Origin of the sequence: Salisediminibacterium beveridgei (assembly GCF_001721685.1) — a bacterium.
GTDB lineage: Bacteria > Bacillota > Bacilli > Bacillales > Salisediminibacteriaceae > Salisediminibacterium > Salisediminibacterium beveridgei.
The window spans coordinates 2263388-2277099 of record NZ_CP012502.1 but is presented as its reverse complement, the minus strand read 5'-3'; the positions used below and the strand labels follow the sequence as shown (position 1 = coordinate 2277099).

Annotated in this window: 12 protein-coding genes and 1 riboswitch; of the genes, 10 read left to right on the top strand and 2 right to left on the bottom strand. The window is 45.5% G+C overall.

Annotation, left to right across the window (positions count from 1 at the left end):
* Nucleotides 1-345 precede the first annotated feature (345 nt).
* From BBEV_RS10715 to BBEV_RS10680, 8 genes are all read left to right on the top strand, one after another.
* Complete coding sequence (locus BBEV_RS10715; protein ID WP_069365468.1) at nt 346-2898, top strand: molybdopterin-dependent oxidoreductase; 2553 nt, start codon at nt 346-348, stop codon at nt 2896-2898.
* A 28-nt stretch (nt 2899-2926) separates the two neighbouring features.
* Nucleotides 2927-3619 carry a 4Fe-4S dicluster domain-containing protein gene (locus BBEV_RS10710; RefSeq protein ID WP_069365467.1) on the top strand — a complete coding sequence of 231 codons (693 nt, stop codon included), beginning with the start codon at nt 2927-2929 and terminating at the stop codon, nt 3617-3619.
* 24 nt (nt 3620-3643) lie between these two features.
* Complete coding sequence (locus BBEV_RS10705) at nt 3644-4267, top strand: TorD/DmsD family molecular chaperone (protein ID WP_069365466.1); 624 nt, start codon at nt 3644-3646, stop codon at nt 4265-4267.
* A 26-nt stretch (nt 4268-4293) separates the two neighbouring features.
* Nucleotides 4294-5457 carry an NrfD/PsrC family molybdoenzyme membrane anchor subunit gene (gene nrfD / locus BBEV_RS10700; protein WP_069365465.1) on the top strand — a complete coding sequence of 388 codons (1164 nt, stop codon included), beginning with the start codon at nt 4294-4296 and terminating at the stop codon, nt 5455-5457.
* A 122-nt stretch (nt 5458-5579) separates the two neighbouring features.
* Complete coding sequence (locus tag BBEV_RS10695; RefSeq protein ID WP_069365464.1) at nt 5580-6695, top strand: hypothetical protein; 1116 nt, start codon at nt 5580-5582, stop codon at nt 6693-6695.
* A 14-nt stretch (nt 6696-6709) separates the two neighbouring features.
* Nucleotides 6710-7684, top strand: a complete 975-nt coding sequence (locus BBEV_RS10690) for a hypothetical protein (protein WP_069365463.1) — start codon at nt 6710-6712, stop codon at nt 7682-7684.
* 450 nt (nt 7685-8134) lie between these two features.
* Nucleotides 8135-9232 carry an NAD(P)/FAD-dependent oxidoreductase gene (locus BBEV_RS10685; RefSeq protein WP_069365462.1) on the top strand — a complete coding sequence of 366 codons (1098 nt, stop codon included), beginning with the start codon at nt 8135-8137 and terminating at the stop codon, nt 9230-9232.
* A gap of 91 nt (nt 9233-9323) precedes the next feature.
* Entirely contained in the window at nt 9324-10055 is a 732-nt protein-coding gene (locus BBEV_RS10680; RefSeq protein ID WP_069365461.1) for a GTP pyrophosphokinase, read from the top strand.
* Between the two features lie 65 nt (nt 10056-10120).
* Here the strand turns inward: BBEV_RS10680 and BBEV_RS10675 are convergent, their stop codons facing one another.
* Complete coding sequence (locus tag BBEV_RS10675) at nt 10121-11125, bottom strand: glycerophosphodiester phosphodiesterase family protein (RefSeq protein ID WP_069365460.1); 1005 nt, start codon at nt 11123-11125, stop codon at nt 10121-10123.
* Between the two features lie 679 nt (nt 11126-11804).
* Between BBEV_RS10675 and BBEV_RS10670 the strand changes: the two genes are divergently transcribed.
* Both BBEV_RS10670 and BBEV_RS17405 read left to right on the top strand, forming a co-directional pair.
* Nucleotides 11805-12362 (top strand): Ltp family lipoprotein, encoded by a 558-nt coding sequence (locus tag BBEV_RS10670; RefSeq protein ID WP_069365459.1) that lies wholly within the window; start codon nt 11805-11807, stop codon nt 12360-12362.
* Between the two features lie 33 nt (nt 12363-12395).
* Nucleotides 12396-12551, top strand: a complete 156-nt coding sequence (locus tag BBEV_RS17405; RefSeq protein ID WP_157100967.1) for a hypothetical protein — start codon at nt 12396-12398, stop codon at nt 12549-12551.
* A 40-nt stretch (nt 12552-12591) separates the two neighbouring features.
* Here the strand turns inward: BBEV_RS17405 and BBEV_RS10665 are convergent, their stop codons facing one another.
* Entirely contained in the window at nt 12592-13248 is a 657-nt protein-coding gene (locus BBEV_RS10665; protein WP_084007350.1) for a vitamin K epoxide reductase family protein, read from the bottom strand.
* Between the two features lie 351 nt (nt 13249-13599).
* A riboswitch (TPP riboswitch) is annotated at nt 13600-13699 on the top strand.
* Nucleotides 13700-13712 lie beyond the last annotated feature (13 nt).

Below are 13712 nucleotides of genomic sequence, written 5' to 3'. Positions count from 1 at the left end.
AACTCTGCTCATTTTTCTGATAGAGAGAACGACTGGGGCTGAAGCATACTGAAACTAGTTAAAGTATTCACATGATGATGAAATTGAGGTGATGGTGAAGGCTAAATTTCCCTGAATGTTCATTATTTCATGTAGTTTGTGGAGGGTTCCAAACAATCGATAGATCGAAAGTCACAGGATTGTCACGCTTACTTGCGAAAATCTTCACATTTGAGTCGGTTCAGGGAGGACTGGATATATTAAACTAAACGTATAAGAAAATCTTAATATGTCTCAAAAGGGGGCAAGGTTATTGATTTCAGTAATGGTCGTTAATGATTTTGAATATATATGGAGGTGGACATTTTGAAATTATCAAGAAAAGGTTTTTTAAAAGCATCCGCAGCAACCGGGTTATTTGCAGCAGGGGCCGCATCAACCAAACCGGCTTTGAATGCGTTCTCAACCAAAACAGAAGCAAGTCAGGAAAACGTTGAACAAGGTGAATGGATCGCAAGTGTATGTCAAGGGTGTACGGCATGGTGCGCAGTCCAGGTGTACAGAATTGATGGAAGAGCAACAAAGGTACGGGGAAATCCGAATGCAAAGGCCAACCACGGTCATTCCTGTGTCAGATCCCACATCGGTCTGCAACAAGTGTATGACCCGGACCGGGTTAAGCAGCCAATGAAGCGAACCAACCCGAACAAAGGCCGTGACGAAGATCCGGAATTTGTACCGATCAGCTGGGAAGAAGCCATGGATACCATTGCTGAGAAGATTATTGAGCTTCGTGAAAATAACGAAACGCATAAATTCAGCGTCTGGCGCGGACGTTACACGTCGAACAATGGCATTCTTTACGGGAACTTACCGAAAATCATCGGTTCACCAAATAACATTTCCCACAGTTCGATCTGTGCCGAGTCTGAAAAATTCGGGCGTTATTACACAGAACGTTACTGGGGCTATGCCGACTATGATCATGAAAAAGCACTGTATGAAATCTTCTGGGGCGGCGATCCGATCGCAACAAACCGTCAGGTACCGCACACTGCAAGCATCTGGGGCGAGCTGTCTGACAGAGCCACACTCGCATGTGTAGATCCGCGATTTTCCACGACGGCAGCAAAATCAGATGAATGGATGCCGGTTATTCCAGGTGAAGACGGCGCGATTGCTTCAGCGATTGCCCACGTCATTTTAACCGAAGGACTGTGGTATAAGCCGTTCGTCGGGGATTTCACAGATGGACAAAATCGATTTGTCGAAGGTGAGGACGTCGATGAAGACGACTTCGAAGAAATTCAAACCCATGGTCTTGTGAAATGGTGGAATCTTGAACTGAAAGATAAAACACCTGAATGGGCAGCTGAACGTTCCGGTATCGAAGCAGATCAGATCTACCGTGTAGCCAGAGGCTTTGCCAATGCTGCACCGAAGGCGATCTCTTTCTCTTCACCAGGATCAAGCATGACAATCCGCGGCGGTTATACCGCGATGACGCAAGCAGCACTGAACGGTCTCGTCGGTTCTGCAGATAACGAAGGCGGCGTCATCAGTAACGGGATCTCTGTTCCGAACAACGGTTTCCCTGATCCGGATGATTATATTGATGAGATTGCAGCAAATGGCTTGGAACAAGAACGAATCGACTGGGGCGGCAGACTGGAACTGCCTGCATTAAAAGACAGTGCATCCGGTGGTGTGAAAGTGACGAACACCGTTGCCGATGCGGTTCTTGCAGAGGATCCTTATAATCTGAAAGTGGTACTGAGCTATTGGACCAACTTCAATTTCTCCAATCAAGGGACGGATCGTTGGGACAGAGCATTGGCAAAAATTCCATTTATGGTGCATATGACGGTCAATCCGGCTGAACAGACACACTTTGCTGATATCGTGTTGCCTGTACCGCACTCGCAGTTTGAGCGCCAAAGCCCTGTTGCCGGCAGTAACGGAAACCTCCACCGTCACCTGCACTTGCAAAACCGTGTAATTGAATCACCGTTTGACATCCGTGTTGATGAAACCGAGATTCCATGGATGCTCGGTGAAGCGCTTGAGAAAAAAGGATTTTCGAACCTGATTGATTATTTCCGGAATGAATTCAGAGATCCTGAAACCGGAGATGCCCCAACAAATGCTGCAGAATTCGATGAAATTGCTACGAAACACTTTACGCACCCGGTTTGGGATCCAACCTTCGAAAAAGACGGAGATCAGATTGACGGATGGGAAGAGTACAAACGACTCGGTACCTGGAATACAAACCGTTATGAATTCCGTCAGAAGTGGGACGGCAATTGGGGCACGGAAACCGGCCAGTTTGAATTCTACAGTGAAACCTTGAAAGCAGCGCTTCAGGATCATGCGGATAAGCATAACGTCAGTATTGATGACGTGATGGAAGCGACATTTAACACCGTCCGCGGAGACGGGGCATTTGTTCCTCACTATGAGCCGGCTAAACGAGTTGGCGATGAGTCCGAATATCCGCTTATTTTCATGGAACACCGTTCCAAGTTGAACCGTGAGGCACGTTCAGCCAATACGAGCTGGTATCAGGAATTCAAGGATATCGACCTGGGTGACGAAGCGTGGGACGATGTGGCCAAGCTGAATCCGAAAGATGCTGCAGAACTGGGCATCGAGAATGGTGATATGGTCCGTCTGGTGACGCCTGAAGGTCAAATCGAAGTGAAAGCCAAGCTTTGGGAAGGTACACGACCAGGTGTCGTTGCAAAATGTTACGGACAGGGCCACTGGGCATACGGGCATATCGCATCTCTGGATCGCCGTCGTCAAATTGCTCGGGGTGGAAATAACAACATTATTCTCGCACCGGTTCATGAAGCATTGAGTGGAAGCGGCGCCAGACACGGTGGACAGACACGCGTTCGAGTGGAGAAAGTATAAGAGAAGACAATAAGCGGAGGTGAAACAAATGGCTAAGAAAAATTATGCAATGACAATAGACTTACAAGCGTGTATCGGTTGTGCTGGTTGTGCGGTCACTTGTAAAAACGAGAATAACACCGTTGACGGAATCAACTGGATGCACTACACGAAAAAAGAGACCGGGGAATTCCCGCATGTACGCTATGATTTCATGCCAACACTTTGTAATCACTGTGATAATGCACCGTGTATTAAAGCCTGCCCGGTGACAGCGATGTACAAGGATGAAGATGGCTTGACACTCCACGATGCAGACCGTTGTATCGGATGTAAAGCATGTATGACAGCCTGCCCATACGGCGTCATCTCTTATAATAAGGAGAACCCGCATCAGTACTGGAATGAAAACAACGCATGGAGCGAGCTCTCAGCTACGCCAAAAGAAGTTCAGGACCATGCTGGCGCACCGATCCCGTATCACAACCCAGAGCGTGATTACAACTATGAATCAATCCGTTACCGGGGCATTGTTGAGAAATGTCAGTTCTGTGATCACAGACTGGCAAGAGATGAGCAGCCATACTGTGTGGACAGATGTCCATCTGAAGCGATGTACGTCGGTGACTTGAATGATCCGGATGATAAAATCCATGAGTTGTTAAAATACAGTCACGAGGGGTTAAAAGAAGAGCTCGGAACAAAACCAAAAGTATTCTACTTGAGAAAATTCAGCAAATAATCGACTTTGAGGGGTGAGATCATCATGAGTACAGCAGAATTAGGGGAGTTTCATTATAAAGCAAATCTCTTCAAAGTCATGAGTGAATTGTATAAAGAGCCAGGGACTGATCTCCTTGGCTACATGGATTATCTGATCGAAGCCCTGGAAGAACTTCATCCTGCACTGGCTTTGAAGGCTGAAGATTTGGCAAACGAACTGGAAAAGTATCCGTTGACATCAAACGAAAACAAACTGGTCATTGACTATGCAAAGCTTTTTGTTGGTCCTTTTGACATGAAGGCTCCGCCTTACGGATCGGTTTATCTCGATGAAGGGCGACGGTTGATGGGGGATTCCACAAAGGCCGTTGAAAAATTTTACGGAAATTCAGGTGTTGAAAAGCTGAATGTGTTTCATCAGCCGGCAGATCATATCACCGTTGAATTTGAATTCCTGTATTTTCTGTATTTCAAGTATGTTGAAACCGGTGAGCTCAAATACTTGGAACTCATGCAGCGGTTTATCGGTGAATTTCTGATGCCATGGGTTTATAAATTCACAAAAAAGATCAGAGAAAATGCGAATGAGCCGTTTTATGTAAAACTGGCCCGATTCACAGAAGAAGTGATCGAATGGGAAGCGCGTCAGTTTGAACACCAGACGTAACCCAAAACAAAAGGAGGGAAAGCAATATGTCTGCTCAAAGAAAAATAAAACCAGTCACATTAGCGGCACTGGTCGGAATATTGATTGTTCTCGGGATCGGACTGTTCGGTGCAGTCAATACACTAATACAAGGCCAGGTGGTTTTCGGTTCATCGGATGAAGTACCTTGGAACTTGTTAATCGTGGCCTATGTATTCCTCGCCCTGATGGCGAGTGGTATGTGTATGTTTGCTTCGGCAGCGCACCTGCTTGGAGCAAAGAGCTATATGTTTTTAAGTAAGCGGGCGATTTTCTTAGCGATTGTCGTCGTGATTCCTGCTTTAGTGGTCCTGTCACTTGAACTTGGACGGTTGGACCGTGTATACCAGTTTATCCTCAATCCAAATCTTCAAGCTCCAATGTGGTGGATGGGTGCTGTCTATGCTGTTTACGTAGTATTGCTTCTTGTTGAATTTGTTTCCATGCATCTTAAAAACGAGAAGCTGATGCATTACATGTCTTATTTCACGCTCGCAGCTGCAATTGCCGCAACAAGTATCCTGGGTGGTATCTTTGCGGTCACTGTACAGCGTCCACTCTGGTTCGGAGATGCGACAAGCGTATTCTTCGTCTTATCGGCTGCCGTTTCCGGACTCGCGTTATTGATCATTGTCTCCTACTTCACAGCTAAAGCGAGTGGTGAAAAACGCGAAATGCTCGTTCTCAATAACCTGAATGGGTTAACGAAAATTTTAGGGGCTGGAATTGTTGTGGCTCTTGGATTTAACGCATGGCGTTTGATTTCACTTTTCTATACCGGGTCAATTGATTATGAACTTCTTTTCAGCGGTCAATATGCGTTGATGTACTGGGGAGGAGCCATTGCACTGGGACTCGTCATTCCTCTTGTGATGCTCATTGCTTCAAGAAAGCCTGCAATGGTGATGACGGCTTCAGCCTTTGTGATCATCGGGATGTTCATGGATAAATATGTGACAATCATTGCAGGGCAGCTCGTTCAGCCATATACGACAATGATTGAAGTTGCCACATATTCAACAACACCAACGGAATGGTTCATTTTCCTTGGAGGTATGGCCGGATCGGTTCTGCTTTACCTGATTGGCGTGAAATTCCTTACCCTTGATGAAACACCAGGTCACCATGAAGAAGATGAACTGTCATTAATGGAAAAGAATGAAGCTGTATAAATCAAGGTTTTCAAAAGAGTCCGCTGAGGCGGGCTCTTTTTCTGCTTTTATGTCAACTTGGAGATCCCTCAGTGATATACTGCAGGTAACAAACTTTTATTGAACATTAGGGAGGAACGATCATGTCTGTTCAAGAGAAAAGGCAAACGGCTGTGATTCTTTTCGGGTTCCGTTATACCGAAATCCGGAAACTTGCACTGGTGAATATTGAAAAAGATCCGGATCAGTATTATATGGGACTGGAACCGCAATGGATCAAACAAAAAGATGGAATCACCGGATACCGGGTCATTGCATATCGGCTCGATGGGTATGTGGATGTGTATGATGAGCCACAGCTGGTTTTGGAAAATGAACAAAGCTTTGATGTGACAGGAAAGGGCTTGTGTGAACGCATCACCACGACGATTAAGAATGTTGCCTTTTTCCGGGAACAGGACCGGCTGAGGCTGAGTTTCTCTTTTCTCGATAAGTATGGTCGACACGTTCAGGTGAAGATTCAGGAGCATTCAACGAAATCTTCCAAGGGTGTATCCCTTCTTGCCCCTGTCGGCTCTTCTTCATTGAATCCAACGTATTTGCCTGTATTCTTTCTCTATCAGTTTGACTTCGTCAGAAAAAGAGGCACTGAGGCGTCCGTTAAAATCGATGACCAGGAATATCAGATGGATCCGTTTCCTTATCCTGTTCCAAAAGACATGCAGTGGCGCTATTATGCCCGCTACAGTGATGATTGTCAGATCGTCGAGTTTGCGCCTTCATTCGAAGAAACACTAAAACGGTTGCCGGTCGAGGAAAATGGTGTGGCAGAAACAGCTGAAGTCAAATATACTTTCTCTGAAAACTCGGCTTTACAGCGGATGGAGGCGATAACTGACGATCATCCGTTAGAAGTGATATTTTCCGAAGGCATTCCGGATATTCGAACGATACAGGATAATCATTCTGTTTCCGGTTTGTTCAGTATCCGGGCCAAGCCGGAAATGGGTACGATTGAAGGAAAATATATTGTTGAACGACAAGGCAGCAAAGTCACACTGATGCTTTTGCCTGAAGGTGGCTGGTGCGCGGTACCTGATTCGTTATTTACAAAATTGATGTTTCAGGAGAAATCGGTATTTCGTCAATGGCCTGCGACATATGAGTATAAGCAGGTGATTGATCTGGAGACACTTCACTCCACGTCAGCTTGGCGCAGAGTAAAAGAAAGTGCTCAAAACGATGCTCAAACTTCTTGAAGGAGGCTGATGACATGAGCGGATTCACACTGCACCCAAGGGATGCGAGAGAATGGTTGTTTATTTATGCACGGCCTCTTGAACTGGCCAGGTACCGCTTCTTGTTTGAAAAAGGGCCGGTTGAAGATGTGTATGCAGCCCTGGGCGTCTATCAAAACAAGGATGGGGGGTTCGGTTTCGGAATTGAGCCGGATTTCACCTACCCGGGTTCCACCGCAATCGGGAGCTGGACTGCAGCCAGAATCCTGTTGGAACTGGATGCCACATGTGACATGCTCACTGTACAGCATCTGGTCCGGTATTTGATTGAGACTCAGGACAGAGCGACCGGAATGTGGGCGACGACGATCCCGGAGATGAATGACTATCCCCGTGCGCCGTGGTGGACATGGAGTGAAGGGGCGCAGGATGTTTGGCAGTTCAACCCGGGTGTGGAACTGGCTGCGTATTGCATGCACTGGGCTGATGCCGCTCCCGGAGCTTTTGAGGCGGGGATGCTGACCATGCGAAAGGCCATCAAGCGGCTGATGCTTTCGGAGGACATGGATTTTCATGAATTGAGTAATTTTCAGTATGCGTTATGGCTTGTGAAGCATCATTTTCCGGCGATTGAAGAGGAGACAGGTTTCTCGTTCAGTCAGTGTCAAAGTCACTTGCACGCCTTGATTTATCAGGCTGTTGAAACGAATCCTGACAATTGGGGCGAAGGCTATCAGTCACTGCCGCTGGACTTTGTGCATACATGGCGTGATGCTGACGAACTGGGTTTTGATCAGAAACTGGTGGAAAGGCAGATTCAGTATTGGCAGGACACCCGTTTGGACAAAGGTATCTGGGATATCAATTGGCAATGGGGCCAGTTTCCCGAAGCCTTTGCCAGTGCGAGACGTTCCTGGCAGGGGATTCTCGCAGTGGAACGGTATAAAAAGCTGCAGCAACTCGGGATGTTGCACGAACGTACGGAAGATGATCCTCAGGCCCCTGAGTGAGCGTGTTCATTATGTAGATGAAAGTGCTGATACATTCGCACACAGAGGAAAGCAAGGCTGATATGAAAATGATGAATGCGTTACTGAATCGGCAAATTATCATCAGATAGTTAGGTGTTTTCGTGATGTTATTCGGGTTGATTGAAGCGAACCGGCTGGATCGCGTACTTTTACCGGTACTGGATGTATAGCAGTAGATTCGCGAGCAGTTCTATGAAGCCGCATCCTGAGCAAAGAGGAATAACGGAATGCTTATCAAAAGCGAATGGGGTCCAGATAAGAATTGATCATCTGGACCTTTTTAATGCTTTTCCCCTCACGTGAACAAATGAGCATATTCTTTGAATCATGCAGGTGGACAGTTATACACTATACTTGCAGTGAAAAACGGAGTGCAGACAGAGTTAACAGAAGTGATAATGGCATCAATTACGATGAGGAGGTTGGGGTATGTACCGGATCACAGTCATAGGTGGCGGCATAGTCGGGACGTATATTGCGATGGAACTTGCAAAGCAGCACAAAGATGTATTGTTGGTTGAGAAAGAAGGGGAATTGTCACAGGTGCAAACGATTCATAACAGCGCGTTAGTGCACTCTCCTGTTATGGTCCCTAAGAAAAAAGGAGTTTTAAAGGCTCAACTGGCTTGGGAGGGCAACCGGGCTTATCAGGAAATGGCACCAAAATGGCACATTCCGGTCTTTCAAAATGGTGGGCTTTTATTAGCTGGAAATGTGGACGAAGAAGCAATGCTGGAGCGTATCATTGCTGAGGCGAAAGCAGATGGGATTACAGCTTTTGAACGTCTGAGTCAAAAAGAGATCCGCAAAAGAGAGCCTGGACTTCGTCCGCATATCAGATCTGGCCTTTTGTTACCTTCAGCATTCAGTGCAGATACGACAGCCTTGACGAAGGCTGTTGCCAAAGAGGCAGTTAACAGAGGAGCGGAAATACGGAGACGATCCGGTGTTACCGCTATTGAGACAGGGAACGATGGCTTTACCGTTTATACAGAGGATGGAGGACAGTTTCAGACCACGTTCCTGGTGAATGCAGCCGGACTCGCCAGCGAAACAATCGCTTCGATGGTGGAACATCATGTCCCCTACCGAAGTCGTGCAGTCAAAGGCGAATACTTGGTTTTAGGGAGACATGCGAAAGATTGGTTTCAACATATTCTCTATCCGATCCCGACCCATGAGACGAAAGGTGTACTGGTCATACCTCAGCCCGATGGTACAACACGACTCGGGCCAACCAGTACAGAGATCCATCGTACAGATCAGGCGGGTATGACGGTAGAAGGGGAACGGTTGATCAAACAGGAGATTGAGCGTTTTATTCAACCGCCATATGAGCATGTAGTAAATAAGTATGCAGGTGTACGTTCATCACTTCACGAGCAAGACGATTTCTATATTGCCCGGTCGAAGGAATGTGACAATTTCATTCATGTTGCCGGGATCGATTCACCTGGCGTGACAGCAGCACCGGCGATTGCCCGGTATGTCAGTGAGACGTTGCTCGCGCCTGTCCTCAAATCGTGACGTGAATCAAGCCAACGTGTCGAATCCTTTTGGTCCATTCGTTCGTATAGAACAAGAGGAGAAAAAGATTTGCGATAGGAGTTGGGTGCTGATGACAGAAATGCCATCGATCGAATTGGGTGAACTGCAGGCAGTTCGTAAAAAGATGACGAAGTTCCTGATGTCTTACCGTTTTGCCCTGGACGAAATGATGACGAAAGTGGAGATTTTAAAAGAAGAGTTTGCGATTGCGCACGATTACAATCCGATTGAACATACGAAATCGAGATTGAAGACACCGGAGAGCATCATTCAAAAGGTGCGGCGAAAAGACCTTGGTTTCAAAACACCCGTTATCCGCGAAGCGATCAAGGACATTGCCGGGATTCGGATCACTTGCTCATTTCGTTCCGATATCTATGAGATCCGAAACATGCTTTTGAGTCAGCAGGATATTGAACTCGTCGAAGAGAAGGATTATATCCAACAGCCGAAGCCAAACGGCTATCAGAGTCTCCATCTCATCGTCCGGGTACCGGTGTTTATGTCCGACCGGGTGGAGTATCCGTATGTGGAACTGCAGATCCGCACGATTGCCATGGATTTTTGGGCAAGTCTGGAACATAAAATCTATTACAAGTATGAAAAAGAAGCCCCGGCGGACTTGATCGAAGAGCTGACAAGCGCTGCGAAAGCGGTGATGGCACTGGATAAAAAGATGGAACGGATTCACCAGGAACTTCGAAAAGAAGATCCGCCCCCAGCGACGAAAGAAGAGGACCCCTTTGATCTGCCGGAGGAGATGCTGAAGCGGTTGTTGGGTACCGAGCAACGTGATAACTGAATCATTACATGAAGAAGGCCCTTTGCTAAACAGAATAGCAAAGGGCCTTTATTTATTGGCAGTTGTTAGTTCAGATTTTGCAGGACATTGTCGAGGCGGTCCGGGAAGTCGGTGAAGAGACCGGTCACACCCCAGTCAATGAGACGTTCCATATCCTCTTCGTCATTGATCGTATAGACGTGAACCATGAAATCATGATCTCTCATGGTTTGAACGAAGGCTTCGTCAATGACTTCTGTGCCATCATAATAGTCGAGGTGCATCCCTAAACCATCGGCATAGTCGCCAATCGTTTCGAAATCTTCATCAGTCATATCATTCGGTGCCGGTGTGATATCGAGCCACTCATTCAGTTCACCGGTTTCTTCATCTACTTCCCACCACAGAAGCTGAACGAGGGTCAGCTCGTCATTTAATTCCGAAATGGTTTCAAGGCTGTCCTGATGAAAGGACTGAATAATCACGTTCTCTTCGTAACCGAAATTTTCAACCATCTCAACCATTGGTTCTTCCATGTCCTCGTTAAGATAAGTCGATTTCGTTTCGATGTAATAGTTCACTTCCGAACCGTATGTGTCAAAGATTTCTTCAAGTGTGAGAATCTCTGCACCTGCGAATGCGGCATCGGCTTTATCCGGATATTCTTCATTGAACCAGGATCCGCTATCGAGTTCTTGTAATTCGGCGAGGGTATAATCGCCAATTTCGCCTTCTCCATCTGATGTACGGCTGATTTCGTCGTCATGAAAGGCGACGAGATGGCCATCTTCGGTGATCTGAATATCGAGTTCAATCCAATCGGCATTCATCTCGATGGCTTGATCAATGGCATAGGTTGTTGACTCGGGTGCATGACCACTGGCACCGCGGTGGGCAATGATTTTCACATCCTCTTGGTCTCCAGCTTCTGTGGCATCGTTATTGTCCGTGTCATCTGCATTAACCTCGGCGGGTTCCTGGTTGTCGTCATTTTGACTGTTCAGGTTGTTCTCATTGTCGTTGTTGTCATTGCCGCAGCCTGAGAGGATTCCTGCGAGCAGGATGATAGATAATACATACTGTTTTTTCACGTTGATCGGCTCCTTTTGTCATGAATATTGTCTGTTTTTTTATACTTCTTAGGAATGTTTACGTTCCCTAAAGGATTGAAGTATAAGTGCAACGAAGGCTTTCGCCATTTAAGCTGGGCGAGAAGCCAGGTTTTCTTTACTGAATTTATTTTTGGGTTTTGTCTTAAGGTGATGAACAGACGACCTTATTAAATGACAAAAATAATAGGATGGCACTTCACACTCCTTTTTAAATTAAAAGTGTTAAATAAGTATTTAACGTTATTAATGTTACTACACTGCGTGAATTTGTAAACCCTTTGACGTGAAAAGAAGACAATAGTCATTCATCTGCTGCTTGAATCTTTCATTGAAAGTAAACTTTTCAAGTCAGTATAAAAAAGTACCCTTTAAGGATGAAGGGTACGGTTTTGGGAACGAAAATTCAACATAGCGATAACGTATAAGCGATCATGGCTACGCAACTTCTAGTGATTATTGTACTGAAAATGGCGAAACTGTAAGTGCTCTTCAAGAGCAGTCAGTGCGTCAAAAAAGAGAAGTCATGAGTATAAAAGAATTGTTGTTGCAACAATTCACGTTAATAGAAACATATTTTTGAGAAAATAAGGTAGATTATACTAATCTGTGGTATAATTTACGGGGAGAAACAGAAAAACAGGAAAAGGGGTAGTGAGGTATGAAAAATAATCTAGGTTTATCATTGTTGTTGGCGAGTGTGTTGTTCGTTGGTTGTGGGGATTTGGATGTAAACAATGACAATGATCAGAACAATGACAACAATGTCGTAGGTGAGGTAGAAGATAGTGAAAACAACGGGAATAACAATGCAAACGATGAGAACAACGAGGATAACAATGGGGAAAATGAAGAAGCTGCAGCAGAAGAAAGTGTGTCTGATAATAACGAAGAAGAAATTGTTGAAGATGAAGACAGTGGAAGTGACCTGACGGTTTCTCAGGAAAATGCGATTTCCAGTGCTGAGTCTTATATAAATTACACGGCCTTTTCGAAAGAAGGTTTGATAGACCAGTTGGAGTATGAAGGTTTCAGTAATGAAGATGCAAGTTTTGCTGTTGATCATCTTGACGTTGACTGGCGAGAGCAGGCTGTATTAGATGCTGAAGCGTATTTGGAGTACACTTCATTTTCCCGAAGTGGGTTGATTGATCAACTTATCTATGAAGGCCATAGTCAAGAGGATGCGGAACATGCAGCTGATGAAGTAGGATTTTAAATATGTTTTGATACATCAGCATTTTTACCATGTATGGAGCATTTACCAGGGGAACGTAAACAGCAGTCCCATTCAGGTAACGGATTTTGCGTGAAGCGTGGTGGAGCGGATTTAATCGAAGAGCTGACAACTGCTGCAAAAGCAGCTGTTGGGGACAAAACAACGGAAAAAATGATTGATAAACAGTAAAGAGCCTGTCGCTTGAGACAGGCTCATTTCGTAATTTGATTTATCCAGGGATGGGCATTGTTGTTACGATCCAGAAGGCAATAACTGGTAGTGCACCTACTGCGAACATGAGGACCATCCAGGTGACGGATTTGATGTTGAATGTTTGCGGTGCCATGCGGATCAATTGTTTAACAGGTGGCAGTTTGCTGTTTTTCAGCATTATGATTTCAAGAATCAATAAAACGGTTGTAGCACCTGCAGAAACCATACAGAACGGGCAGATTGCATTGATTACGAATAATTGCAAATAAACAAAGACTGCAGATGATGCAACACCGATGATCGTAATCGGTGTGAGGATTTTAAGAACCAATGGTGAGCGTGTCTGGAACCAGAGACCTGAGAATATCAGAACGCTGAGATAATACACCGCACCTAATAATGCCAATGGAATCCCCATCACGTATGCCCATTCGCTGGTCATAACGGCTAGCGGTCCACCGCTGACATCGACACCTGCAGGCAGTGGAAGAGCCCAGAAGTGAATACCGGTTAAGAATGTACTGACTGTCCAACCGATCGCTGCGACAAGTGTAAATAATGCAAATAACTTTGTGACGATTGAACCGTACGTATACGTTGTATCATTTGTTTCTGTTTTGCTTGTTGCTTCTCTTTCAAATTGCTGAGAACCGTCTAAAACCATATCTTTCATTGTGAATCCCTCCAGTAATTTTTGATACCCCAACGGGTATAAGTGAATAATACTATACCCTAGTGGGTATGTCAACAGGCAGATTCAATTAAATGATACAGGGGATAAGGAAGTCGTTGAACAGGCATTGAAATCCCTTTGTATCAGTGTTTAAACCGTGTTGTTTAGAATGTGACAATTTGAAGAACACGTTTGGAAGACTTGATACACGGCAAATTTATTTCGGGTGGGGGTATTTTGGTTAAATATCGGATGAGGCATCATCAGGTGTAGAAGACGACGGCACGTCGGGTGTGCCGATTTTGAATTTTTCGAATAATGTGTTAAAGTTACAAAGAACCATAACTGAATAGTAACCACTGGGGGTGCTGAAAAGCTGAGAGGGACGAATGTCTTAACCCCGTCACCTGATCTGGATAATACCAGCGTAGGGAAGTGGTGCGAGACAATTCGTTCAATCAGCA